The organism is Streptomyces coffeae, assembly GCF_016741875.1.
Taxonomy (GTDB): Bacteria; Actinomycetota; Actinomycetes; order Streptomycetales; family Streptomycetaceae; genus Streptomyces; species Streptomyces coffeae.
Genome location: NZ_JAERRF010000019.1, coordinates 17,273 through 42,243, shown reverse-complemented (window position 1 = coordinate 42,243; position 24,971 = coordinate 17,273). Strand labels below are relative to the sequence as shown.

Here is a 24,971-nt window from a genome sequence, read left to right as displayed (position 1 = left end):
CGCCTCCCCCGCCCCTCCCTTCCCGGGAGCAAGCCTGGCAGGATCGCGGTCATGGCCGTCACCCTTCCGCGTCTCGACCGGCGCCGCGCCGTGCAGTCCGCTGCCGCGGGCCTGGTCGTCCTCGCGCTGCTGCTGTGGTGGCTGCTGCCGGTCGGCGGCGGGACCTCACCCAGCGGACGGGTCACCTTCGCGACCGGGGTCTCCACCGGGGTCTACGACACCTATGGCCAGATGCTCAAACAGGACCTGGCCCGGGACCTGCCGGACGTGGACGTCGATCTGATGCAGTCCCATGGCTCACCCGACAACGTCGAGCGGCTGGCGACAGGCAGGGCCACCTTCGCCATCGCCGCCACCGACGCCGTCGCCGCCTACCACGGCAAGGACGCAGGCCGGCTGCGGGCGTGCGCGCGGCTCTACGACGATTACATGCAGCTGGTCGTGCCCCGCGGCTCGAAAGTGCGCTCGGCGCGGGACCTGCGGCATCTGAGGGTCGGCGTGGGCGGCGACGGCTCGGGCGTCCAGCTGATCACCCGGGCGCTGCTGAAGGCCGCCGGGGTCGACTTCGACAAGGACATCACGGCGGTCCGGGCCGGGATCGACACGATGCCGAAGCTGCTGCGGCAGGGGAAGCTGGACGCCTTCTTCTGGTCGGGCGGACTGCCGACCACGGCGGTGCGCACCCTGGCCCGTGCGTATCCGATCCGGCTGGTCCAGCTCGGCGACCTCACCACCCGGCTGCACCGGCAGGGCGGGGTGACGCGCTACTACCGGGCGGCGACCGTGCCCGCCGACGCGTACGCGGACATACGACGGCCGGAGCCGGTCAAGACGATCGCGGTACCGAATCTCCTGGTCACCACGGACCGGGTCGACCCCGATCTGGCCGAGGGCATCACCCGCACGGTGATAGAGAACCGGGACCGCATCGGGGCGCGGGTGCACGCCGCCCAGAAGGTGGACCTGCGGACCGCCGTCTTCACCGATCCGCTCGCCCTGCACCGGGGCGCCGCGCGCTACTACCGCTCGGTCAAGCCGTAGTCCCTCGGTCAGGCCATGGCCCGTATCGGTCACGCCGTGGCCCGTCGGCCACGCCCTGGCCCGCGCCCGTCCCCGGTCAGGCCCCGGCCGGGCCCTGGGGCTCGGTGCGCGGAACGGTGATGGTGACGCGCAGCCCGCGCGGTTCATTGGGGGCGTAGGCGATCGTGGCCCCGCCCGCGGCCAGCAGGGCGCGGGTGATGGACAGGCCCAGGCCCGAGCCCGAGACGTTCTGGTGGCGGCTGCTGCGCCAGAAGCGGTCGCCGATCCGGGCCAGTTCGTCCTCGGTCAGCCCGGGGCCGCCGTCGGCCACGGTGATGGCGACAGTGTCGCCTTCCGTGCGCGCCGAGACCTCCACATGGGACCCATCGGGCGTGAACTTCAGGGCGTTGTCCACCACGGCGTCCAGCGCGCTGGACAGGGCCACCGGGTCGGCCCAGCCGGTGACCGCCGCGGGGCCGGTGTACGCGAGGCCGACCTCCTCCCGCTCGGCGACGGGAAGCCAGGCGCCGACCCGGTCCGCCGCCAGTTCGGCGATGTCGGTGACCCGAAGGTCCGCGGCGGAGTGCTCGGCCAGAGCCAGGTCCAGGAGGTCGTCGAGGACGCTGGCCAGCCGCTTGCCCTCGGTGCGCACCGAGGCGATCTCCTCGTGCCCGGGGGGCAGTTCCAGCGCCAGCAGCTCGATCCGCAGCAGCAGTGCGGACAACGGATTGCGCAGCTGGTGGGAGGCGTCGGCGACGAACGCCCGCTGCTGCTCGAGGACTTCCTCGACGTTGTCCGCCATCTCGTTGAACGAACGGGCCAGTCGGCGCAGCTCGGGCGGTCCGGAGGCGGCCGCGACCCGTGACTGCATCCGGCCGGTCGCGATGTCGTGGGTGGCCGTGTCCAGGACGCGTACCGGCCGCAGCACCCAGCCGGTGAGCCGGAAGGCCGCACTCACCGCCAGCAGCATCGCGGCGGCCTCGCCCGCGCCGATCAGCAGCCAGCCGTGCAGGATGCGCGACCGCATCTGCCCGGTGGGCGAGTCGGTGACGACAACGGCCACCACGTCCCCGTCCCGGACGACGGGCGACGCCACGGTGAGCCTCCCCCGCTGCCAGGGCCACACCTGGTGCGGATCGTGGCTGCGGCGCCCGGCGAGGGCCTCGTCGAACGCCTCGGCGCCGTCGCCGGTGCGGGGCAGCCGCCAGCCCCCGGGCGCCTCGGCCATGGGAGGGGCGTCCCGGTCGCGGAAGAAGACGCCGGCCTTGATGCCGTACAGGTCGTAGTAACGCTTGAGTTCGGAGCGCAGGGTCTCCCGGCGCTCGTCCCCGTCGGGGGTGGCCGCGTCCGAGGGCCCGGCGGTGACGAACTGGGCCAGCGCGGCGAACCGCGCGGTGTCGTCGATCCGGTCGACGACCACCCGCTGCTGTTCGCGCGCGGCCAGGCTTCCGGCCAGCGGGAAGCCCAGCGCGAGCAGCACGCCCGCCATGAGGACGATGAGCAGCGGAAGAAGTCGAGTGCGCACCCAGGGTTCCCCGTGCCGTTCAGGAGGCCGGGACGACGAGGCGGTAGCCCACCCCGCGGACCGTCTCTATCAGCGCGGGCATCCGCAGCTTGGAGCGGAGGGAGGCGATGTGCACCTCCAGGGTGCGCCCCGTCCCCTCCCAACTGGTGCGCCACACCTGGCTGATGATCTGCTCCCGGCGGAAGACCACCCCGGGGCGCTGGGCGAGCAGCGCCAGCAGGTCGAACTCCTTGCGGGTGAGCGAGACGGAGACCCCGTCCACCACCACCTGGCGGGTGGGCAGTTCGATGGTCACGGGGCCGAGCCGCAGCGGCGGCTGGGGGCCGCCCGCGGGCTCTTCGGCGGGGACCGCGGGATCCGGTTGGGCGGTGCGGCGGCTGACGGCGTGGATACGGGCCAGCAGCTCCATGGTGTCGTAGGGCTTCACCACATAGTCGTCGGCGCCGAGGTTGAGGCCGTGGATGCGCGAGCGCACATCCGCCCGCGCGGTCACCATGATCACGGGAGTGGTGGTGCGCTTGCGGATCCGGCCGCACACCTCGAAGCCGTCCTGGTCCGGCAGGCCGAGATCGAGGAGGACAACGCCGAAGGGCGCGCCGGAGTCGGGCAGCAGCGCCTGGAGCGCCTCCTCACCGCTGCGCGCGTGGGTGACGTCGAAGCCGTGCCGGGACAGCACTGCGGACAGGGCCGCGGCGACATGGTTGTCGTCCTCGACGAGCAGCAGTCTCACCGGATCCCCGCACCACCTTCATCGCTCGATTCATCACTTCGTCGCTCAAGGAATCACAAAAATTCATGGAGGGGCTGGCGCCCCGTACACCCGGACCACGAACATGGCCACAGGGCATCCACGCCGATCGACGCCCGGTCGTCAAGACGCTTTCGGTCACACAGTGGTTTCCGTTATGTAGCCGGTACGACAAGGTCGCGACCCCTTCACAGAGAGTATCCGGTTGCGGCCATATCGTTATCCTCAATTTCCGCTCAGATGTAATGACGCTGGTCGAGACAGCTCATTAATGTCCTCCCAACCGAGGAGGACGGAGCGAGACGCCGATGAGCGAAGTATCGGTGACCAAGGACGCCACACCGGCGACGAACGCGTTGGTTGCGCTGTCAGGAGTCAACAAGCACTTCGGCGCGCTGCATGTACTCCAGGACATCGACCTGACCATCGCCCGGGGCGAAGTGGTCGTGGTGATCGGACCCTCCGGGTCCGGTAAGTCCACGCTGTGCCGGACGATCAACCGGCTGGAGACGATCGACGCCGGATCCATCACGATCGACGGCAAGCCGCTGCCCCAGGAGGGCAAGGAGCTCGCTCGGCTGCGCGCCGATGTGGGCATGGTCTTCCAGTCCTTCAACCTCTTCGCGCACAAGACGGTGCTCGAGAACGTGATGCTGGGGCAGCTCAAGGTCCGCAAAACGGACAAGAAGGCCGCCGAGGACAAGGCCCGCAAGCTGCTCGACCGGGTGGGTGTGGGCACACAGGCCGACAAGTACCCCGCCCAGCTCTCCGGCGGCCAGCAGCAGCGTGTGGCGATCGCCCGCGCGCTGGCCATGGACCCGAAGGTGATGCTCTTCGACGAGCCCACCTCGGCGCTCGACCCGGAGATGATCAACGAGGTGCTGGAGGTCATGCAGCAACTCGCCAGAGACGGGATGACGATGGTCGTCGTCACCCACGAGATGGGCTTCGCGCGCTCCGCGGCGAACCGGGTGGTCTTCATGGCCGACGGGCGCATCGTCGAAGAGGCCGAGCCCGAGCAGTTCTTCAACAACCCCCGCAGCGACCGGGCGAAGGACTTCCTGTCGAAGATCCTTCACCACTGATCACCCGGTGGCTCCCCCAGGCCGCCGACCCGTATTCCGCGATGTCGCAATGGAGACGACGTACTCACACGACGTCCGAGACGACGTACTGAACCAAAAGGGATGGGCACCATGAGCATGCGTAAGACGGCCGCGGCGGCCACGGTGGTACTCGCGCTGGCAGCGACGGCGACCGCCTGTGGCGGAGATTCCGGCACCGCCGGTGACAAGCCGAAGGGCGGCGACGTCAAGACCGGCACCTACAAGGTCGCCAAGAACGTGAAGCTGGACTCGCCGACCCTGAAGAAGGCGCAGAAGCGCGGCAAGCTGATCATCGGCGCCAAGGCCGACCAGCCCTACCTCGGCTTCGTGGACACCGCGGGCAAGCGCACCGGTTTCGACATCGAGATCGCCAAGATGGTCGCCGCCGACCTCGGCTTCTCCGAGAAGCAGATCGAGTTCAAGACGGTCGACTCCAACGTCCGTGAGACCTCGATCTCCAAGGGCCAGGTCGACTACTACGTCGGCACCTACACCATCAACGACGAGCGCAAGAAGCAGGTCGGCTTCGCGGGCCCGTACTACGAGGCCGGCGCCGACCTCCTGGTCCGCAAGGACGAGAAGGGCATCACCGGACCGGACGCCGTCAAGGGCAAGAAGGTCTGCTCGATCGTCGGCTCCACTCCGCTCCAGGAGATCAAGAAGTCGAAGTACGGCGCCAAGACCACCGAGCTGGGCAAGTACTCGCTCTGCGTCAAGCAGCTCCTCGACGGCCAGGTCGACGCGGTCACCACCGATGACGCGATCCTCAAGGGCTACGCGGCCCAGCGGCCCAGCAAGCTCAAGGTGGTCGGCAAGCCGTTCACCAAGGAGCCCTACGGCGTCGGCATGGACAAGAACGACAAGGCGCTTCGCGACGCGATCACCGACGCGCTCGAGAAGCACATCAAGAACGGCGACTACAAGAAGGCGTACGACGGCACGCTCGGCAAGTCCGGCTCGTCCTACGTCGCGCCGAAGACCCCGCTGCCGCGCTACTGAGCCAGCGCGTCAAGCAGGATCCCCGTTCGCCCTCGAAGCCGGTGCGCTCCGCACGCCGCTGACCTGACCGCTACCGCGGAGAATCGATGAACGTACTCCTCGATCACTTGCCCGAGTTCCGTGAAGGGTTCCTGGGAACCCTTGCCATCACGGCGGCCAGCGCGGTGCTCGCTCTTGTCCTGGGCATTCTCATAGCCGGCTTTAGGGTGTCCCCCATTCCGCCGTTGCGCGCCTTCGGCACGGCATGGGTCACCCTGCTGCGCAACACCCCGCTGACCCTGCTGTTCCTGATCGCGTTCTTCGTGATCCCCCAGATCTTCTTTCCGGGGACGAGCCCGTTCGTCCTCGCGATGGGAGCGCTGGGCTGCTACACGTCGTCCTTCGTCTGCGAGGCCGTGCGGTCCGGTATCAACACCGTGCCGCTCGGCCAGGCGGAGGCCGCCCGCAGCCTGGGGCTGACCTTTTCCCAGACCCTGCGGATGATCGTCCTGCCACAGGCCACCCGAACCGTGATTCCCCCCTTGAGCAGCATCTTCATCGCACTCACCAAGAACTCGGCCATCGCCGGCGCGTTCAGCGTCAGTGAGTTGTTCAGCGTGTCGAAGCTGCTGAGCGACAAGGGTTACGCGATCGGCTGGATCTTCCTGTGGATCGCCCTGGCCTACCTGGTCATCACCTTCACCATCAGCGGTGTCTTCCGACTGCTGGAGCGCCGCCTGGAGGTGGCCCGATGAGCTCGAGCGTCCTGTACGACGCCCCCGGCCCCAAGGCCCGGATCCGTAACCGGATCTTCTCGGTCGTCGGTGTGCTGGCCGTCCTCGGCATCGTCGTCTTCGCCGTACTGCGCCTGAACGCCAAGGGCCAGTTCGAGCCGGAGATGTGGAACATCTTCAACAACGCGGGTGTGCGCACCAATATCCGCGACGGTGTGCTGACCACGCTCAAGGTGTTCGCCCTGGCGGCGGTGCTGTCGCTGATCCTCGGCGCCCTGCTGGCGGTCGGCAGGCTCTCGGACCACAAGCCGGTCCGGTGGCTGGCGACCGGCTTCATCGAGCTGTTCCGGGCCGTGCCGCTGCTGATCACCATCTACGCCCTGTGGGTGCTCTTCCTCACCTACAAGTCCGATCTGGGCTTCACGGGCGACGGCACCGAGTTCTGGGCGCTGGTCATCGGTCTGACCGTCTACAACGGCACGGTGCAGGCCGAGGTGCTGCGGGCGGGCATCAACTCCGTGCCCAAGGGGCAGCGTGAGGCGGCCTACGCCCTTGGTATGAGCAAGACCCAGGTCATGACGACCGTCCTGGTCCCGCAGGCGGTCCGGGCGATGCTGCCGACCATCATCAGCCAGCTGGTGGTCACACTGAAGGACACCTCGCTCGGCTTCATCATCACCTACAAGGAGCTGCTGTACTCGCTCCAGGAGATGGCGGGGAACATCGTCGTCAACGACGAGAACCCCTACTTCCCGATGATCGTCGTCGGCGGTGTCATCTACATCGCGATGTGTATGGCACTCTCCGCCCTGGCCACCTGGATCGAGCGGCGCGGCCGGCGCACCAAGACCGGAATCCCGGTCGCGGACGCCGCCCAGCCGCTGGCCGCCGGTGACGCCGCCGCGGACCTCACCGCGACGGACGCCCCGGACGGCAAGACGGACTGACGACCGGGCACATCCGGGTCCTCCAAGGGCGGTGGCGCGTGCGCCACCGCCCTTCGTCGCTTGACGCGGGCACCCGCAGTCGGTTGCATGCTTTCTGTGATCGCTCACCGGGCTTCAACTGCCAGTTTCCGTACATCACGTACGACCCGCAGGGCCACAGGAACCGCGCCGTGGACCCGGTGATCATCGCCGGGGCGGGCCCGGTCGGACTCACCCTGGCCCTCGCCCTCGCCCGTCACGACGTGCCCGTCGTGCTCTTCGACGAGTCCGTAGGCACCGACGAGAACCGCCTCGCCCGCACCGTCGTCCTGCGCCAGGACACCGCGGCCCTGCTGGAGCGGCTGGGCTGCCGGGCCGCGGTCCGTACCGCGCCGTGGACCGGCTGGCGCACCATGCGGCGGCGACAGCTGGTCCGGCAGCTTCCCCTGGCCCCGGGCGCCCTCTTCGGCTCCGGGCGCGGTACGCGCCTGCCCGGCACCCGCGACGGTGAGGGTGACGGCCGGGACGGCGGTTCCCCGGACGACGGGGCCGCCGCCACGCTCTCTCCGGTGCACCTGCCGCAGCATGAGCTCACCCGGGCGCTGCGCGGCGCGCTGGCCGCCATCGGCGACGAGGACCTCGTCCGCGTCGTCACCGGCACCCGGGTCGAGGCCCTGGAACAGGACGCCCACGGGGTCAGCGTGCGCACCCGCGGCGCCCAGGCCACCTGGTGGCGGGGCAGCCATCTGGTCGGCTGCGACGGGCCCCGGTCCGCCGTCCGCAAGGCCCTCGGCGTGCGCTTCCCCGGGCGTACGGCGGTGGAGCGGCACGCGGTCGCCGTGCTGCGTGCCGAACTCCCCTGGCCCGGCGAGGCCCTGCTGCACCGTTCGCCCCCGTGGCGCAGCATCGACACGGAAGTGACCGCGCGTCCGCTGCCGCGCGGCCTGTGGCGTGTCGACTGGCTGCTTCCGCCCGGCCGGGACCTCGTCACCCCCGACGCCCTGCTGGTCCGGGTGCGCGACACCCTCGCGGGGTGGTGCGGGGACTCCGCGCTCCCCTATGAGCTTCTGGACACCGGTGTGCACACCGTGCACCACCGGCTCGCCCGGCGCTGGCGCGTGGGCCGGGCCTTCCTGGCGGGAGACGCGGCCCATCTGCTCGGCGCACTCGGCACCCAGGGGCTGGAGGAAGGACTGCGGGACGTCGGCAACCTCGCCTGGAAGCTCTCGCTCGTCTGGCACCACGGCGCCTCGGACGCCCTCCTCGACAGCTATCAGACGGAGCGGCGCGGGGCGGTCGGCACCCGGCTGCGCTCCGCCGACCAGGCACTCCCGCAGGTGCGGGCGTGGGGCGGCTGGCGCGCGGTACGGCGCAGTGTGCTGCCGGGCGGGGAGCGCGGCCATGACGCGCTGCTCACCGACGGGCACCTCGGTGGCGGGCCGCTGGGCGCGCCGCCGGTCTACGGCCGTTCGCCGCTGGCGCCCGCGGCGCCGCCCGCGGGCGCGGTCACGGTGGGCACGGCACTCGGCGCGCCGGTCGACGATGTCCCGGTGACGGCGCCGGACGGCTCGGTCGTGACCCTGCGGGAACGGCTGGGCCGTGAGCTGCTGGTGGTGCTGGTCGCTCCCGGGACCGGAGTGTGGGACCGCCGCCACTGGATGCGGGCCGGGCTGATGCCGCGGCTGGCGGCCGCGGTCTCCACGCTGCCGATGCGGACGGAGCTGCTGGTCGCCGAGGAGTACCCGGGGGCGCCGGCCCATACGGTGCTGCTGGTCCGGCCGGACGGTCATCTCGCCGCCGCCCTGTCCGGGGTCCGGCCCGCCGAGCTGTACGCGTGCGCGGACGCGCTGCGGGGCGGGGCGAGGGCACAGGGCGAGATGCCCCGGGACACGGAAGCGGCCACGCGCCGGTAGCGCGGGGGTGGGGGCGGACGCCGGCGGCGCCGGACAGCCGGAGTGCCCGGCCGCTGACCCGGCGCCGACCGGCGCGGTTGACCTCTCCTTCCGGCGCATGCTTCACTGCGGAGCGTGACTGACACCTGCTTGCCTCACTTCTGGCGGAGGGTCCATCTGGACCTGGTCCGCTATGCGGGCTGTGTGTGTCGTCCGTCCTGTTGATCCGCATGTCTCCGCGCGGCCCGGCCGTGCTTCCTTTCGCGATCACTCAGGACGGCTCCTGTGCACGATGTACGCATTCCCTCGCCTTCTTCGGCTTCCTCCGCCTCGCCCGTCGCTCCGACGCGCCCGGTCGCGGAACCCGGCCCGGCGGCCCCGCCCACCGAGGCCGACCTCCTGGACTTCGCCCGCCGCACGGCCGCCGACACCGAACTGGTCGCCTCGCTCCCCCTGGACCCGGAGGACCGCACCTGGCTGCGGCTCGAGGGGCCGGGCGGCAGTGAGGCATGGCTGATCGGCTGGCCCCCGGGCACCGGCACCGGCTGGCACGACCACGGCGGCTCGCATGGCGCGCTTGTCACCGCCGCCGGTGAGCTCATGGAACAGTCCCTCGCGGCGCGGTTGCCCACCGAGGGCTGGAAGACCCTCGAACTCGCCGATGGCGTGGACCGCGAGCGACCGCTGCCCGCCGGACGGGGCCGAGCCTTCGGCCCGCACCATGTCCATGAGGTGCTCAACACGTCCACCACGCGGCACGCGGTCTCGGTGCACGCCTACTACCCGCCGCTGCCGCTGATGCGGCGTTACAGCCGCACCGGTCAGGTGCTGCGACTGGAACAGGTCGAACAGCCGGAGGAATGGGGTTGAGCCATGGGCACCGCACAACGGACACAACGAACACAACGGAGCGTCGACGAGCTGCTGGCCGAGGCCCGGGCGGGACTTGACCGGCTCGGCCCCGCCGAGGCAGCGGCCGTCCGGGCCGCGGGCGGGCTGCTGGTGGACATCCGGTACGCGGCGCTGCGAGAGCGCGACGGCATCATCCCGGGGGCGCTGATCGTCGAGCGGAACGAGCTGGAGTGGCGGCTCGACCCGCAGTGCGACCACCGGCTACCGGAAGCCGCCCATCATGATCTGCCGGTCGTGGTGGTGTGCAACGAGGGCTACGCCTCCAGCTTCGCGGCCGTCTCCCTACGGCAGTTGGGGCTGGTGCGGGCGACCGACCTGGTGGGCGGCTTCCAGGCGTGGCGCTCGGCGGGGCTGCCCGTGGAGCCACCCGCTTCCCACTGACACCGCGCGGGCAGGGACCCCAGGGGCACGTACCTCGGGGGCACGGCCTCGGGAACACGGGCCTCGGGGCACGGCTCCCCCGGGCGCTCAGACGTCCGGGGCGTAGTGCTCCAGCAGCTCCGGGTCCTCCCCCCCCTCCTCCAGAGCGCGGCGCACCACCCGCAGCGCCAACCCCTCGGAATAGCCCTTGCGGGCCAGCATTCCGGCGAGGCGGCGGAGCCGCTTCTCCCGGTCCAGGCCACGAGTGGCTCGCAGTTTGCGCTCGATCAGCTCGCGGGCCGTGCGCTCCTCCTGATCGGCGTCGAGCTGCCCCACGGCGTCCTCGATCAGAGCGGAGTCAACACCCTTGGTGCGCAGCTCGCGAGCGAGCGCGCGACGGGCGAGCCCCCGGCTGTGGTGCCGGGACTCCACCCAGGCGGCGGCGAACGCGGCGTCGTCGATCAGCCCGACGTCCTCGAAGCGGGACAGCACCTCCTGTGCCGCCTCGTCCGGGATACCCCGGGTCCGCAGCGCGTCCGCGAGCTGCTGACGGGTGCGTGGAGTCCCGGTGAGCAGGCGCAGACAGATCGCCCGCGCCTGCTCCTCGGGACTGGGCGGCGGCCCCTGCCCGGCCCTCGACGGGGAGGGGACACCGCCGTCCGGACGGGCCGGTCGCTCCGGACCGCCCGGGTCCTGCGGCCATGCGGTCCGCCGGGTCATGGATCAGCTCTTGGCCGCGGCGGTCTTCGCCGCCTTGGCCCCGGACTTGGCCGCCGAGGCGGGCGCGGCCTTCACCGGTGCGGCAACCGGCTCCGCGCCGCCCGCCGCGTCCGCGCCGGGCTCGCCCGCGGTCTCGGACTTGACGCCGATGCCGAGCTTTTCCTTGATCTTCTTCTCGATCTCGTTGGCCAGATCGGGGTTGTCCTTGAGGAAGTTGCGGGCGTTCTCCTTGCCCTGCCCCAGCTGGTCGCCCTCGTAGGTGTACCAGGCCCCGGACTTGCGGATGAAGCCGTGCTCGACGCCCATGTCGATCAGACCGCCCTCACGGCTGATGCCCTGGCCGTAGAGGATGTCGAACTCGGCCTGCTTGAAGGGCGGCGCGACCTTGTTCTTCACAACCTTGACGCGGGTGCGGTTGCCCACCGCGTCGGTGCCGTCCTTCAGGGTCTCGATCCGGCGGATGTCCAGCCGCACCGAGGCGTAGAACTTCAGCGCCCGGCCACCGGTGGTGGTCTCCGGGGAGCCGAACATGACGCCGACCTTCTCACGGAGCTGGTTGATGAAGATGGCCGTGGTCTTGGACTGGTTCAGCGCACCCGTGATCTTCCGCAGCGCCTGGCTCATCAGCCGGGCCTGGAGGCCGACATGGGAGTCGCCCATCTCGCCCTCGATCTCCGCGCGCGGCACCAGCGCGGCCACGGAGTCGATGACGATGAGGTCGAGGGCGCCGGAGCGGATCAGCATGTCGGTGATCTCGAGCGCCTGCTCGCCGTTGTCCGGCTGGGACAGGATCAGCGAGTCGGTGTCCACACCCAGCTTCTGCGCGTACTCCGGGTCGAGCGCGTGCTCGGCGTCCACGAAGGCGACGGTGCCGCCCGCCCGCTGGGCGTTGGCCACCGCGTGGAGGGTCAGCGTCGTCTTACCGGAGGACTCCGGGCCGTAGACCTCCACCACCCGGCCGCGCGGCAGGCCGCCGACGCCGAGGGCGACATCGAGAGCGGTCGACCCGGTGGGGATGACCTCGACGGGCTCATTCGGCCGCTCGCCCATGCGCATCACGGCGCCCTTGCCGAATTGCCGTTCAATCTGTGCGAGCGCGGCGTCGAGCGCCTTCTCGCGGTCGGTTCCTGCCATGGGCTCCACCCGGTTTGCTTGAGTCGATCGCTTCACGTCCATGACGCTAGCGCCTGCCACTGACAAGCGGCCCGGACGTCCTCGGCCTGTGGATAACCGGGCCGGGATTCCATGAGAATGGATGTTCGATTTTTGTGTCAACTACGCCGCGACAGCGCGTGGCGCACCCGCGCCAGCGCCGAGGCACCGCGCCGCCGCGTGCGCCCGTGCACCCGCGGATCGTCCGTCACGTCATAGCGTTTGATGTACGCGCCGAGGAACGCCTGGAGCGTCGCGGTCGCAGGAATCGCGATCAGCGCGCCCACCGCGCCCAGCAGCGCCGTACCCGCTATGACCGATCCGAACGAGACGGCCGGATGGATGTCGACCGTCTTCGCGGTGATCCGCGGCTGGAGCAGGTAGTTCTCGAACTGCTGGTAGATCACGACGAAGCCCAGCACCCAGACCGCGTACCAGGGGGCGACGGTGAACGCGATCAGCATCGGCAGGGCGCCCGCCAGGTACGTGCCGATGGTCGGGATGAACTGGGAGATCAGACCGACCCACACCGCGAGCGCCGGAGCGTAGGGCACGGCCAGGGTTTCCAGCAGGACGTAGTGGGCGACGCCGGAGATCAGCGCCATCACCCCGCGCGAGTAGATGTAGCCGCCGGTCTTGGCGACCGCGATCTCCCACGCGCGCAGCACCTCGGTCTGACGGGCCGGGGGCAGCACGGAGCACAGTGCGCGGCGCAGCCGCGGGCCGTCGGCGGCGAAGTAGAAGGCGAACAGGGTCACCGTGAGGACCTTGAACAGCCCGCCGAGCACCTGCGTCGAGACGTCCAGCACATTGTCGGCGCTGTTCTTCACATAGCTCTGGAGCCAGTCGGAGTGGAGCAGGCTGTCCTGGATCTCCAGCCGTGACAGCTCGGTATGGAAGGTGTCGTTGACCCAGCTGACCACCTGGTCGAGGTACTTCGGGAAATCCTCGACCATGGTCACGATCTGGTCGGCGAGCATCGAGCCGAGCAGGGTGAAAAAGCCCGCCACGGAGATGAGGATGCCGAGGAAGACCAGCCCGGTGGCCAGCCCGCGGCGCATTCCGCGCGCGGACATCCGGTCCACGGCCGGCTCGATCGCCAGTGCCAGGAAGAAGGCGATCACGATGTTCAGCAACAGCCCGGTCAGCTGGTCGAAGGCCCAGCTGGCAAGGCGGTAACAGGCCACCAGCGCAAGCGCCAGCACCATCGCGCGGGGTAGCCAGCGCGGCATGCGCGCGGACTCCGACGTGGACGGCTTCTCGGGGTTCACGGCGGCCGGAGCGGCGGCGGCAGCGCCGTCGGCGTTGCCGTCGGCGCCGGACGGGAGGGTCTCTTCGGTCGGGGCCACTGGGCAAGTGTGGCGTACACCCGCCGCGAAAATCCGGCCACCCCCTCATTGGCCCGGCCCGGGCCGGTCACCGGCCCGGGCCGGTCACCGGCCCGGGTCCGGCCCGCCGCGGGGCCGCCCCCTCAGCCCTTGTCGGCGCCGGTCATCTCCGGTCAGCGCTCTGATCGGCTCCGGTCGGCACTTGTCAGTGCTTGTCGGCGGTTGTCACCGTTTGTCCTGGGGGATGTCCAGCGCGGTGCACACCCCGCGCCACACCTCCTTGGCGCTCCAACCCGCGTCCAGGGCCTGGTGCACGGTCCGGCCCCCGAGTTCGGACATCACATGATCGCGCGCGAAGGAGTCGGCGTACGTCTCACCGAAGTAGTCCGCCATCCGCTGCCAGAAGACCGTCAACCGCATGCGCCCAGTATCGCGCTCCCGGGGTGCACCGAGGCGTGAGCCCCCTGCCGGGGGTGCCGCGCGCCCTACGGTCTGACCATGGACCGATCCGTGAGCCTCTCCTCCTCGCCGCCCCCGCCCTCCTCCGCTCTCTCGCGCGCCGAGCGGTTCATGTGGCTGACCGCCCGGGTGCTGGAGCAGCGCCGTTTCGCGTATCACTTCCTGGACGGGGGCGCGGAGGCCGTCGAGACCGCGCTCACGGCGTACCTGGGGCCGGACGGCGGCTACGGCCACGGGCTGGAGCCGGATCTGCGCGGACCGGTGAGCCAGCCGCTGCACGCCGTGCACGCGCTGCGGGTGCTCGACGGTATCGGACGCTGCGGCGGGCAGCGGACCGAACGTCTGTGCCGCTATCTGACCGCCGTGTCCACCCCCGACGGCGCGCTGCCGGTGAGCCATCCCTCGCTGCGCGGCTATCCGGCCGCCCCCTGGATCCCGGTGGCGGACGATCCGCCGAGCGGACTGCTCACCACGGGCCCGGTGGTGGGGCTGCTGCACCGCAACGAGGTGTGGCACGCCTGGCTGTTCCGGGCCACGGACTTCTGCTGGGCCGCGGTCACGGCGCTGGCCGAGGGCGCGCCCGCGCACCCGTACGAGGTCGCGGCGGCCGTCGCCTTCCTGGACGGCGTGCCGGACCGGGGGCGCGCCGCGGAGGCGGCCGAGCGACTGGGCCGCCGGGTGCGGGAGCGGGGGCTGGTGGCGCTGGACCCCGGGCACGGCGCCGAGGACGCGGCGCCGCCGCCCGGCCAGGGCGGCACCGCGACGTACGCGCTGGTGCACGATGTCGCCCCGGCGCCCGGTTCACTGGCCCGCCGGTGGTTCACCGACGCGGAGGTGGAGCGGTCGCTGGACGTCCTCGCGGACGCGCAGCGGGAGGACGGCGGCTGGCCGGCCCGTCGGCGCGCGTGGGCGCCGGGAGCCTCGCTGGAGGGCCGGGCGGTGGTGACGCTGGAGGCGCTGCTCACCCTGCGCGCGTACGGCCGCGCGGTGTGAGGTCCGCACATGCGTTCACAGGCTGCGGACGGCGGCGGTGGCGATGACGGCCACGGCGACCACCACCAGGAAGGGGGCGCGCAGGATGAGGGCGAGCGCCGCCGCTCCGAGCCCGGCCGCCCGTGCGTCCAGCACCAGGTGCTGTCCGTCGGTGAAGGTCTGCTGGGCGGTGAGGGCAGTCAGCAGGGCCACCGGGAGCAGCGCCGCCAGCCGTCTGACGAGCGGGCGCTCCAGAGCTCCGGCGGGCACCGAGAGGCCCAGGAGTTTGGCCAAGTAGCAGCCGGCCGCGGTGACGCCGATGGCGATCCAGGTGTTCATCGGCGCACCTTCTCCCCCCGGTCTCCCCGGCCGTCCCGGCCGCGGGCGGCGCGTCCCTGTACCACTCCGTGCGCCACGAGGACGGCGGGGGCGGCGAGCGCGGCCACGAGCACCGGAACCCCGGCGGGCAGCACCGGCTGGCAGGCGAGGACGAGCAGCACGCCGAGTCCGGCCACGGCGCGCTCCAGGGCGGAGCTGAGCATCGGGGCCAGCAGGGCGAGGAAGACGGCGGGCCCGGCGGCGTCCAGACCCCAGGCGGCGGTGTCGCCGAGCGCGGAGGCCCCCAGGGCGCCGATCAGGGTGGTGAGGTTCCACAGCACGTACAGGGTCAGCCCGGTGACGGTGAAGCCGAGGCGCGCGGTGCGCCGGTCGGGCTGGGCAAGGGTGACGGCGGAGGTCTCGTCGATGACCCAGTGGGCGGCCAGGGGACGCACCGAGCGAGGGAGGCCGAGCAGCCCGGACAGCCGCAGCCCGTAGAAGGCGTTGCGCACCCCGAGGAAGAACGCCCCGGCGGCGGCCGTGAACGGATTGCCGCCCGCGGCGAGCGCCCCGACCAGTGCGAACTGCGAGGCGCCGGTGAAGACCAGCAGACTCAGCGCACAGGTCTGGAGGACGTCGAGCCCGGCACCCGCCGATGTCACCCCGAAGGCGAAACCGGAGAGCCCGACGGCGACGCCGACGCCCAGGGCGTCGCGGATAACGGTGGAGTCCGCCGGGGGCGCGGCGGACTCGGTTCGTATGTCTATCTCTTCTGGCACGTCCCGCACGCTAGGCGAGCGCATCGGGCCCGGTCTTGTACGTTCTTGCGCGCTCGCGCTGGTAGGCGCCCGGTGGCACGCCCACGATGCGGGTGAAGTGCCGGTTCAGATGCGGCTGATCGGTGAAGCCGACGGCGACGGCGGCCTCGGCCGGTGCGGCCCCGGCGTCCAGAAGACGGCGGGCCCGGCGCACCCGGGCGTCGGTCAGCCAGGTGTGCGGCGGCATCCCGTAGGCGGCGCGGAAGGCGCGCAGCAGGGCGAACGGCCCGGTGCCCAGCTCGGCCGCCAGCCGTTCCAGGGACGGCGGTTCGGCCATCCGCTCCTCCAGCAGCGCACGCGCGCGCACCGCGACCCGCGCGCCCGCGGTGGGCGCCGTGCGCGCGGGGAGCGGACCGCCATGGTCGCGCAGCAGACGGGCCACGGCGACGCGCAGCAGACTGTCGGCGGCCAGCGCGTTGCCCTCCTCGGCTGCCCGGTGCACCTCGGTGACCAGCCGCGCGGTCCGCGGATCGTCGACGGCGGCGGCCCCGAAGCCGGCCGTCCCGCGCAAGGTGGTGGTCTCGGCGGCAATGGCGGCGACCACGTCCGCGTCCGGGTACAGCACGCTGTAGCGCCACCCCTCGGGCACCCCGGCCCGTCCGGTGTGGGGGGTGTCGGGGTTGATGAGCGCGAGCCCGCCGGGCCCGGCCCGCTCCACCACGCCGCGGTGGTGGAACTCCTCGACGCCCTCGGTGATCGCCGCGATCACGAAGGTCTCGTGGGTGTGCTGCACGAAGGTCTTGCGGATGTACCGGGCGCGGAGCAGATCAACCCCGGGCAGCTGGGGGCACCGCCAGTGCCGCGCGCTCTCCCCGGTGCCCATGCCACCCATTGTGCGCCCCGGCCCGGCCGCCTCTGACCAGCGGATCCGGTGGGTTGTCAGTGGTGCGGTGCACGATGGGGGACATGGCAGGCTCGGCGCTCGACGCATTCTCCCCGGCCACCCGGGGGTGGTTCACGGGTGCCTTCACCGCGCCCACGGCCGCGCAGGAGGGCGCGTGGCGGGCGATCGGCAAGGGCTCGGACGTGCTGGTCGTCGCGCCCACCGGCTCCGGCAAGACGCTGGCCGCCTTCCTGGCCGCCCTGGACCGGCTGGCCGCCGAGCCTCCCCCCGCCGAGGCCAAGAAGCGCTGCCGGGTGCTGTACGTCTCCCCGCTGAAGGCTCTCGCGGTCGATGTCGAGCGCAATCTCCGCAGCCCGCTCACCGGGATCCGCCAGGAGTCGGTGCGGCTGGGCCTTCCCGAGCCGGAGATCCGGGTGGGCATCCGCTCCGGCGACACCCCGGCCGCCGAGCGCCGGGCCCTGGCCGCCCGCCCGCCGGACATCCTGATCACCACCCCCGAGTCGCTGTTCCTGATGCTCACCTCCGCCACCCGGGACGCGCTGCGCGGAGTGGAGACCGTCATCCTGGACGAGGTGCACGCCGTCGCGGGCACCAAGCGCGGCGCCCATCTCGCGCTGTCCCTGGAGCGGCTCGACGAGCTGCTCGACCGCCCCGCCCGCCGGATCGGCCTGTCGGCCACCGTGCGCCCGGTGGACGAGGTGGCACGCTTCCTGTCCCCGCATCGCACGGTCGAGATCGTCCAGCCGCCCTCGGGCAAGGAGTTCGACCTGTCGGTGGTCGTCCCGGTCGAGGACCTCGGCGAGCTGGGCGGCTCCCCTGTGCAGGACGGGGAGACCGGTGAGCGCCCCTCGATCTGGCCGCATGTGGAGGAGCGGATCGCCGATCTCGTCCAGGCCCACCGCTCCACGATCGTCTTCGCCAACTCCCGGCGGCTGGCCGAGCGGCTGTGCAACCGGCTCAACGAGATCGCCTATGAGCGCGCCACCGGCGAGGCGCTGCCCGAGGACCACTCCCCCGCCCAGCTGATGGGCGGATCGGGGGCGGCCACCGGCGCGCCCACGCTGCTGGCCCGCGCGCACCACGGCTCGGTGTCCAAGGAGCAGCGGGCGCTGGTCGAGGAGGACCTCAAGGCCGGGCGGCTGCCCGCCGTTGTCGCCACCTCCAGCCTGGAGCTGGGCATCGACATGGGCGCGGTGGACCTGGTCGTCCAGGTCGAGTCCCCGCCGTCGGTGGCCTCCGGGCTCCAGCGGGTGGGCCGCGCCGGTCACCAGGTGGGCGCGGTCTCCACCGGTGTGGTCTTCCCCAAGTACCGCGGCGATCTGGTCCAGTCGGCGGTGGTCACCGAGCGGATGCGCGAGGGGGCCATCGAGGCGCTGCGGGTGCCCGCCAACCCGCTGGACGTGCTCGCCCAGCAGCTCGTCGCCATCACCTCCATGGACGCCTGGGACGTGGACGAGCTGCTCGCCCTCGTCCGTCGCGCCGCGCCCTTCGCCTCGCTCCCGGAGTCGGCGTACACCTCGGTGCTGGACATGCTGGCCGGGCGCTACCCCTCCGATGCCTTCGCGGAGTTGCGGCCCCGCCTGGTGTGGGACCGCGTCGCCAATACGGTCACCGGGCGGCCTGGCGCCCAGCGGCTCGCGGTGACCTCCGGCGGCACCATCCCCGACCGCGGCCTGTTCGGCGTCTTCCTGGCGGGCGCCGACCCCAAGAAGGGCGGCGGCAGGGTGGGAGAGCTGGACGAGGAGATGGTCTACGAGTCGCGGGTGGGCGATGTGTTCACCCTCGGCACCACCTCATGGCGGATCGAGGACATCACCCGTGACCGGGTCCTGGTCTCCCCCGCCCCCGGCGTCCCCGGCCGCCTGCCCTTCTGGAAGGGCGACCAGCTCGGCCGCCCGCTCGAACTGGGCCGTGCGCTGGGCGCGTTCCTGCGCGAGGTCGGCGCCCTGGCGCCCGAGACCGCCCGCGCGAGGCTGCTGGCCGCCGGTCTGGACACCTGGGCCGCGGACAATGTCACCGCCTATCTCGACGAGCAGCGCCGGGCCTGCGGCCATGTGCCCGACGACCGGACGATCGTCGTGGAGCGGTTCCGGGACGAGCTGGGCGACTGGCGGGTTGTGGTCCACTCCCCCTTCGGGGCCCAGGTCCACGCCCCCTGGGCGCTCGCCCTGGGCGCCCGGCTGGCCGAGCGGTACGGCATGGACACCCAGGTGATGCACGCCGACGACGGCATCGTGCTGCGCCTGCCCGACGCCGACCTGATGGGCCTGGACCTCCTCGACGGCGATCCGATGCGGCAGGGCACCGAGTACGACACCGAGCAGTCCCCCGTGGGCGCGGCCGATGTCGCCTTCGACAAGGGCGAGATCGGCGACCTCGTCACCGATCAGGTCGGCGGCTCGGCCCTGTTCGCCTCCCGCTTCCGCGAATGCGCCGCCCGCGCCCTCCTGCTGCCCCGGCGCAACCCCGGCAAGCGCACCCCGCTGTGGCAGCAGCGCCAGCGCGCCGCGCAACTGCTCCAGGTGACGAGCGAGTTCGGCTCCTTTCCGATCGTCCTGGAGGCCGTCCGCGAATGCCTCCAGGATGTCTTCGACGTCCCGGGCCTCACCGAGCTGATGGGCGACATCGAGGCCCGCCGGGTGCGGCTGGTGGAGGTCACCACCCCCGAGCCGTCGCCCTTCGCGCGCTCGCTGCTCTTCGGCTATGTCGCCCAGTTCCTCTACGAGGGCGATTCCCCGCTGGCCGAGCGCCGCGCGGCGGCCCTGTCCCTGGACTCGCGGCTGCTGGCCGAGCTGCTGGGCCAGGCCGAGCTGCGCGAGCTGCTCGACGCCGAGGTCCTGGCCGAGCTGGAGCGGGAGTTGCAGTGGCTCACCGAGGACCGCCGGGTCAAGGACGCCGAGGGCGTCGCCGATCTGCTGCGGCTGCTCGGCCCGCTCACCGGCGCCGAGCTGACCGAGCGCGGCGCCGACCCACGGTGGCCCGAGGAGCTGGCGGCGACCCGGCGCGCCATCCGGGTCCGGATCGCGGGCGAGGAGCGGTGGGCGGCCGTCGAGGACGCCGGACGGCTGCGCGACGCGCTCGGCACCGCGCTGCCGGTCGGTGTCCCCGAGGCGTTCACCGAGCCGGTCAAGGACCCCCTCGGCGATCTGCTGGCTCGTTACGCGCGCACCCACGGCCCGTTCACTTCGTCTCAGGCCGCCGCCCGCTTCGGCCTCGGCACGGCCGTCACCGACGGCGCCCTGCACCGGCTCGCCGCGACCGGCCGGATCGTCCAGGGCGAGTTCCACCCCGCTGGAGTGGGCCAGGAGTGGTGCGACGCGGCCGTCCTGCGGCGTCTGCGGCGCCGCTCGCTCGCCGCGCTGCGCCATGAGCTGGAGCCGGTGCCGCCCGCGGCGCTCGCCGCCTTCCTCCCCCAGTGGCAGCATCTGGGCACCCACAGCCTGCGCGGTACCGACGGGCTGGTGCGCGCGATCGAGCAGCTCCAGGGAGCGCCGGTGCCCGCCTCCGCCCTGGAGAAGCTGGTGCTGCCCTCCCGGGTCAGCGACTACACCCCCACGATGCTCGACGAGCTGACCGTCGCCGGAGAGGTGGTCTGGGCCGGGGCGGGCGCACTGCCCGGCAAGGACGGCTGGGTCACTCTCCATCTGGCGGAGACCGCGCCGCTGCTGCTGCACACCCCGCATCCGTTCGAGGCGGGCCCGCTCCACCGGGCCGTGCTGGACGCCCTGTCCGGGGGCTACGGCCTGTTCTTCCGCCAGATCGCCGATCAGGTCCGCGCCGCCGGCCACGAGTTCCAGGATCCGCAGCTCGCCGAGGCCATCTGGGACCTGGCCTGGTCCGGGCGGCTCACCGGTGACACCCTGGCCCCGCTCCGCTCCCTGCTGGGCTCGGGCCGCACCGCGGGCTCCACCGCCCACCGCGCCAAGCGCACGGTCCCCCGGGGACGCTACGGCGGCCTCGCCGGCCGCACCGGCCGGCCCACCGCCTCGCGCGGCGGACCGCCCACCGTCGCCGGGCGCTGGTCACTGCTGCCGGAGCGGGAATCCGAACCCACCCACCGGGCGCACGCCCTGGCACACACCCTCCTGGACCGGCACGGGGTGGTCACCCGCGGGGCGGTCGCCGCCGAGGGCGTCGAGGGCGGCTTCTCCGCGGCGTACCGGGTGCTGTCCGCGTTCGAGGAGACCGGACAGGCGCGCCGCGGCTATGTCGTCGAGGGGCTGGGCGCCGCCCAGTTCGCGATGGACGGCGCGGTGGACCGGCTCCGCGCGGTCAGCACCGCCCGCGACCGCGCCGCCGACCCCGCCCCGGGCCCGGCGTTCGACGGGCGGCCGGGGCAGTCGTCGCGGCGCACCGTCGTGCTGGCCGCCGCCGACCCCGCCAATGCCTATGGCGCCGCCCTGCCCTGGCCCGATCCGCCCGCCGACGCGAGCCATCGGCCGGGCCGCAAGGCGGGGTCGCTGGTGGTGCTCGTAGACGGCGAGCTGACCCTCTACATGGAGCGCGGCGGCAAGACCCTGCTCGCCTGGCCCTCGGGCGAGGCCGAGGCCGCCTCCCCGGAGGACGACGGCAGGCTGCGGGCGGCGGTCGAGGCGCTGGCCGGGTCGGCCCGCGCGGGCGCCCTGGGCAGCGTGACCGTCGAGCGGATCAACGGCGGTCAGGCGCTGTCGTCCCCGGTCGGCCGCGTCCTGGAGGCCGCCGGGTTCCATCCGACGCCGCGCGGTCTGCGGCTGCGCCCCTGAGAGGCCGCCCATGCCCGAAGGAGACACCGTCTGGCAGACGGCCCAGCGCCTGCACACGGCGCTCGCGGGCGCCCCGCTCACCGTATGCGATCTGCGCGTCCCCCGGCTGGCGACCGCCGACCTCACCGGCCGCCGGGTCCTGGAGGTCGTCCCGCGCGGCAAGCATCTGCTGACCCGGATCGAGGGCGGTCTCACCCTCCACTCCCATCTGCGGATGGACGGCGCCTGGTATGTGTACGGCGCCGGGGAGCGGTGGCGCGGCGGTCCGCACCACCAGATCCGCGCCGTCCTCGCCACCGCCGAGCACACGGCCGTCGGTTACCGGCTCCCGGTGCTGGAGCTGCTGCGCACCGCCGAGGAGGACCGCGCGGTCGGCCATCTGGGCCCCGATCTCCTCGGCCCCGACTGGGATCCGGACGAGGCGCTGCGCAGACTGCTCGCCGACCCGTCCCGGCCCCTGGGCAAGGCGCTGCTCGACCAGCGCAATCTGGCCGGGATCGGCAATGTCTACAAGTCCGAGCTGTGCTTCGTACTGCGGCTCTCGCCCTGGCTGCCGGTCGGCGATGTCCCCTCCCCCGAGCGCCTGGTGGCCGTCGCCAAGCGTCTGCTGGAGGTCAACCGGAACCGCCGGGCCCGTGTCACCACGGCACAGTCCCGCCCCGACCGCAGACTGTGGGTGTACGGCCGCCCGGGCCGCCCCTGTCTGCGCTGCGGCACGCCGGTGCGCGCCGCTGACCAGGGGCGCGCGGGCCAGGAGCGCACCACCTTCTGGTGTCCGCGCTGCCAGCCGGGGCCGCAGGGCCCGTCTCCCGCGTCCGGCTCATCGACGCCCGGTAATTGACGGTCCGTCAGATACGGCCGTACCGTCACCCCATGACCGCCACTTCGGCGTACGACCTCAGCCGCCGCACCGCCCTGGTCACGGGTGCGGCCGGGGGCATCGGGCGAGCCACCGCCGTCCTGCTCGCCGCGGCCGGAGCCGCCGTTCACTGCGCCGACCTCGACGAGGACGGGGCGCGGCGGACGGCCGAGCAGATCACCCTGGCCGGTGGCAGCGCACGCGCCCACACGCTCGACGTCGCCGACCGGGCCCAGGTCTCCGCCGTCGTCAAGGCCGTCGTCCGGGACGGGGGGCGGCTGGACGTACTGGCCGCCATCGCCGGGATCATGCACAGCAGCCCGGTGCTGGAGACCGACGAGGCCGATCTCGACCGGGTCCTCGCCGTCAACTTCAAGGGTGTGCTGTACGGATGCCAGGAGGCGGCACGCGCCATGATCGCCCAGGGGGCGGGCGGCTCCATCGTCACCATGGCCTCCGGCGCGATCGACACCGGCACCCCCGGGCTGCTGTGCTACGGCGTCACCAAGGCGGCCGTGGTCCAGCTCACCCGGACGCTCGCGGCCGAGGTCGGCCGTCATGGCATCCGCGTCAATGCCGTCGCCCCCGGCTGGATCCGCACCCCCATGACCGCGCGGAACAGCGACGAGGAGCAGCAGTTCGCCGAGGAGCCCATGGCCCGGCGCACTCCGCTGGGGCGGGTGGGGGAGCCCGAGGACATCGCCCATGCGGTGCTCTACCTGGCGTCCGGCGCCTCGTCCTTCATGACCGGCCAGATCCTGCGCCCGAATGGCGGAATCGCGATGCCGTGGTGATCCCCCCGGCCCTTCGCCGGGGCGAGGGGCCGCAGTGCACCGGCAGCAGGCTCAGCCCCCAGCCGCCGATCGCCAGGGTCCCTTCCACCGGCCCGGCCGCGTCCGGTGATACGGCCATCCGGAAGACCGACCACCACCACAGACCGCCGAGAGCGAGCGCGAGCATCCACCGGACCGCCCGGCGGCCCAGGATGCCGGCCCCTCCCACGGCTGCCATGACTGCCTCCTTCGGGCGACGCTAGACGCCTGTTCGCACACGGCGGGAGGGCGCACAGGAGGCACGTCAGCGCGCGTCGGACACCCACGCTCCCCCAGTCTGCCCAGCCGGGCCGCAGGGCGCACCCAGAGCGACGCCCCCCTGGGTGGCGAGGGCGCCGAGGGGTGGGCGTGGATCCGGTGTAGGCGGCGGTCGTCTCGCAGACTGCGCGGCCATCGCCGGGGGCGATGACCACACGGCATGCGAGCGGCAAGGAGCCGTCCCAGGGCTTAGGTCCTGTCCGGTGGGTCTTTGAGGATCAGCCCGCGGCGTCTGGTGCAGGAGGCACCTCCCAGCGTTAGCTGGGGGAGGATCGCAAGGCGGAGGATCGCCCTCGTACTGGGCGTACTCGGGCGACTCCGACAACGCAGCCGGGGGCACCTCCCAGCGGTAGCTGGGGGCGCGGTGCCAGGCGTCGCGGGCCCGATAAGACCCGCCGGACAGGGCCTAGCCTCCGTTGACGTTCTCCGCCTGGAACATCCAGTGATGCTTCTCCAGATCCCGGGTGAGCCCGATCAGGATGTCCTGGGTCACCGGGTCGGGATCGGCGGTGGCGTCGATGCGCTCACGCATCCGACCGATCACGGACACGAGCGCGTTCACCAAGGTCCCTACGGCTGCCGCGTCCTCGGTCCAACCGCCCCTGACCGCGCCGACGGCGCTGGTCTTGGCGACCGTCTCGGCCCGTCCGTCCGGAGCCACCCCGATCGCCGAGGCCCGCTCCGCCACCGTGTCGGCGTGCATCCGGGCGGTGGCGACAACCTCGTCGAGCTGGAGATGAACCGTGCGGAACCGCGGGCCGACGACCGTCCAGTGGATCTGCTTGCCCACCAGCGCGAGATCCACGAGGTCGACGAGGGCGCCCTGGAGAGCGTCACCGACGATCTTCAGGCTCTCGCTCGCGAGCGGACTCTTGACCACAGTCATCCACTTCCTCCTGTTCGACCGTTCAGCCCCCTCGATTACCTCCCTCACCCCTGGGTGACCCGAAAGTGGCACGACAAACATCGGGCCCCGGTCGGTACACAACCGACCGGGGCCCGAAGAGCCGCAAGGCAGGGCCTGTCTGTGGATCAGGCCGCCACGACGTCCACGGCCTCCGTGGGCGCCTTGATCGTCACCCGCTCCTCCGGGACACCCGTCACGGAGGACACGGACACAGGGTTGAGCATCGGCCGCATCGGCGCGGGCACCTTCTCGCCCGCCGCCGCCGACTCCGCCAGCTCCGCGAGCGACAGCTCGTCGCTCACCTCTCGCATCACCTGCGACATCCGTACGTCCAGAGCATCGCAAATCGCGGAGAGCAACTCCGACGAGGCTTCCTTCTGCCCGCGCTCGACCTCTGACAGATAGCCGAGCGACACTCGGGCGGAGGAGGAAACCTCGCGCAGAGTACGGCCCTGGCGCTGGCGCTGCCGACGCAGCACGTCACCCAGCAGGCGACGGAGCAGAATCATCGCTGGCTCCCTCCTCGGACCTCGGATCCGGATCCTTCACGCCCCACCGTA

24 protein-coding genes are annotated in these 24,971 nt (G+C 72.2%); 13 read left to right on the top strand and 11 right to left on the bottom strand.

What is annotated here, in order from left to right; translation table 11 throughout:
• Positions 1-51: 51 nt before the first annotated feature.
• The gene (locus tag JK363_RS27800; RefSeq protein ID WP_201878388.1) at positions 52-1,041 is read left to right on the top strand and encodes a TAXI family TRAP transporter solute-binding subunit; all 990 of its coding nucleotides are present in this window, start codon (positions 52-54) and stop codon (positions 1,039-1,041) included.
• 76 nt (positions 1,042-1,117) lie between these two features.
• Here the strand turns inward: JK363_RS27800 and JK363_RS27795 are convergent, their stop codons facing one another.
• Both JK363_RS27795 and JK363_RS27790 read right to left on the bottom strand, forming a co-directional pair.
• Positions 1,118-2,545: a sensor histidine kinase gene (locus JK363_RS27795; RefSeq protein WP_201878386.1), complete on the bottom strand. Its 1,428-nt coding sequence runs from the start codon at positions 2,543-2,545 to the stop codon at positions 1,118-1,120.
• 19 nt (positions 2,546-2,564) lie between these two features.
• Positions 2,565-3,275, bottom strand: coding sequence for a response regulator transcription factor (locus JK363_RS27790; protein WP_201878384.1), 711 nt, complete (start codon positions 3,273-3,275; stop codon positions 2,565-2,567).
• Positions 3,276-3,601: 326 nt separating this feature from the next.
• Between JK363_RS27790 and JK363_RS27785 the strand changes: the two genes are divergently transcribed.
• The 8 genes from JK363_RS27785 (at position 3,602) to JK363_RS27755 (ending at position 10,222) form a co-directional block, all read left to right on the top strand.
• Complete coding sequence (locus tag JK363_RS27785; protein WP_201878382.1) at positions 3,602-4,378, top strand: amino acid ABC transporter ATP-binding protein; 777 nt, start codon at positions 3,602-3,604, stop codon at positions 4,376-4,378.
• 111 nt (positions 4,379-4,489) lie between these two features.
• Positions 4,490-5,398 (top strand): glutamate ABC transporter substrate-binding protein, encoded by a 909-nt coding sequence (locus tag JK363_RS27780; RefSeq protein WP_201878380.1) that lies wholly within the window; start codon positions 4,490-4,492, stop codon positions 5,396-5,398.
• Positions 5,399-5,484: 86 nt separating this feature from the next.
• Positions 5,485-6,132 (top strand): amino acid ABC transporter permease, encoded by a 648-nt coding sequence (locus tag JK363_RS27775; RefSeq protein ID WP_201878378.1) that lies wholly within the window; start codon positions 5,485-5,487, stop codon positions 6,130-6,132.
• Positions 6,129-7,058 carry an amino acid ABC transporter permease gene (locus tag JK363_RS27770; RefSeq protein ID WP_201878372.1) on the top strand — a complete coding sequence of 310 codons (930 nt, stop codon included), beginning with the start codon at positions 6,129-6,131 and terminating at the stop codon, positions 7,056-7,058. The genes JK363_RS27775 and JK363_RS27770 overlap by 4 nt, the downstream gene beginning before the upstream one ends.
• A gap of 170 nt (positions 7,059-7,228) precedes the next feature.
• Positions 7,229-8,950 carry an FAD-dependent monooxygenase gene (locus JK363_RS27765; protein WP_201878370.1) on the top strand — a complete coding sequence of 574 codons (1,722 nt, stop codon included), beginning with the start codon at positions 7,229-7,231 and terminating at the stop codon, positions 8,948-8,950.
• A 114-nt stretch (positions 8,951-9,064) separates the two neighbouring features.
• Positions 9,065-9,154, top strand: a complete 90-nt coding sequence (locus tag JK363_RS44755; protein WP_372444861.1) for a putative leader peptide — start codon at positions 9,065-9,067, stop codon at positions 9,152-9,154.
• 60 nt (positions 9,155-9,214) lie between these two features.
• Positions 9,215-9,799, top strand: a complete 585-nt coding sequence (locus JK363_RS27760; RefSeq protein WP_307821889.1) for a cupin domain-containing protein — start codon at positions 9,215-9,217, stop codon at positions 9,797-9,799.
• A 3-nt stretch (positions 9,800-9,802) separates the two neighbouring features.
• A complete protein-coding gene (locus tag JK363_RS27755; protein WP_201878356.1) occupies positions 9,803-10,222 on the top strand; it encodes a rhodanese-like domain-containing protein in 420 nt (139 codons plus the stop codon).
• A gap of 87 nt (positions 10,223-10,309) precedes the next feature.
• Here JK363_RS27755 and recX read toward each other — a convergent pair whose 3' ends face one another.
• The 4 genes from recX to JK363_RS27735 form a co-directional block, all read right to left on the bottom strand.
• A complete protein-coding gene (gene recX / locus JK363_RS27750) occupies positions 10,310-10,921 on the bottom strand; it encodes a recombination regulator RecX (RefSeq protein ID WP_201878348.1) in 612 nt (203 codons plus the stop codon).
• 3 nt (positions 10,922-10,924) lie between these two features.
• Positions 10,925-12,055 carry a recombinase RecA gene (gene recA / locus JK363_RS27745; RefSeq protein WP_201878346.1) on the bottom strand — a complete coding sequence of 377 codons (1,131 nt, stop codon included), beginning with the start codon at positions 12,053-12,055 and terminating at the stop codon, positions 10,925-10,927.
• Positions 12,056-12,192: 137 nt separating this feature from the next.
• Positions 12,193-13,422 (bottom strand): AI-2E family transporter, encoded by a 1,230-nt coding sequence (locus JK363_RS27740; RefSeq protein ID WP_372444860.1) that lies wholly within the window; start codon positions 13,420-13,422, stop codon positions 12,193-12,195.
• Positions 13,423-13,626: 204 nt separating this feature from the next.
• A complete protein-coding gene (locus JK363_RS27735) occupies positions 13,627-13,821 on the bottom strand; it encodes a DUF3046 domain-containing protein (protein ID WP_201878344.1) in 195 nt (64 codons plus the stop codon).
• A 78-nt stretch (positions 13,822-13,899) separates the two neighbouring features.
• Between JK363_RS27735 and JK363_RS27730 the strand changes: the two genes are divergently transcribed.
• The gene (locus JK363_RS27730; RefSeq protein WP_201878342.1) at positions 13,900-14,853 is read left to right on the top strand and encodes a hypothetical protein; all 954 of its coding nucleotides are present in this window, start codon (positions 13,900-13,902) and stop codon (positions 14,851-14,853) included.
• Positions 14,854-14,868: 15 nt separating this feature from the next.
• Here the strand turns inward: JK363_RS27730 and JK363_RS27725 are convergent, their stop codons facing one another.
• From JK363_RS27725 to JK363_RS27715, 3 genes are read right to left on the bottom strand one after another with little or no spacing between them, the layout of a single operon-like run.
• Positions 14,869-15,171, bottom strand: a complete 303-nt coding sequence (locus tag JK363_RS27725; RefSeq protein ID WP_201878340.1) for an AzlD domain-containing protein — start codon at positions 15,169-15,171, stop codon at positions 14,869-14,871.
• Positions 15,168-15,938: an AzlC family ABC transporter permease gene (locus JK363_RS27720; protein ID WP_201878338.1), complete on the bottom strand. Its 771-nt coding sequence runs from the start codon at positions 15,936-15,938 to the stop codon at positions 15,168-15,170. The genes JK363_RS27725 and JK363_RS27720 overlap by 4 nt, the downstream gene beginning before the upstream one ends.
• A gap of 1 nt (position 15,939) precedes the next feature.
• Entirely contained in the window at positions 15,940-16,791 is an 852-nt protein-coding gene (locus JK363_RS27715) for an AraC family transcriptional regulator (protein ID WP_201878337.1), read from the bottom strand.
• Between the two features lie 83 nt (positions 16,792-16,874).
• Here JK363_RS27715 and JK363_RS27710 point away from each other — a divergent pair, with 83 nt between their 5' ends.
• Genes JK363_RS27710 through JK363_RS27700 form a run of 3 tightly spaced genes read left to right on the top strand, consistent with a single transcriptional unit; the run spans position 16,875 to position 23,207 of the window.
• Complete coding sequence (locus tag JK363_RS27710; RefSeq protein WP_201878335.1) at positions 16,875-21,554, top strand: ATP-dependent helicase; 4,680 nt, start codon at positions 16,875-16,877, stop codon at positions 21,552-21,554.
• A gap of 10 nt (positions 21,555-21,564) precedes the next feature.
• On the top strand, positions 21,565-22,395 hold the full coding sequence (locus tag JK363_RS27705) for an Fpg/Nei family DNA glycosylase (RefSeq protein WP_201878333.1): 831 nt from the start codon (positions 21,565-21,567) through the stop codon (positions 22,393-22,395).
• Positions 22,396-22,427: 32 nt separating this feature from the next.
• On the top strand, positions 22,428-23,207 hold the full coding sequence (locus JK363_RS27700; RefSeq protein WP_201878331.1) for an SDR family NAD(P)-dependent oxidoreductase: 780 nt from the start codon (positions 22,428-22,430) through the stop codon (positions 23,205-23,207).
• Positions 23,208-23,910: 703 nt separating this feature from the next.
• On the opposite strand, the gene JK363_RS27695 is transcribed toward JK363_RS27700, so the two are convergent.
• Both JK363_RS27695 and JK363_RS27690 read right to left on the bottom strand, forming a co-directional pair.
• The gene (locus JK363_RS27695) at positions 23,911-24,390 is read right to left on the bottom strand and encodes a Dps family protein (protein ID WP_201878329.1); all 480 of its coding nucleotides are present in this window, start codon (positions 24,388-24,390) and stop codon (positions 23,911-23,913) included.
• Between the two features lie 146 nt (positions 24,391-24,536).
• Positions 24,537-24,920, bottom strand: coding sequence for a helix-turn-helix domain-containing protein (locus JK363_RS27690; protein WP_176180301.1), 384 nt, complete (start codon positions 24,918-24,920; stop codon positions 24,537-24,539).
• Positions 24,921-24,971 lie beyond the last annotated feature (51 nt).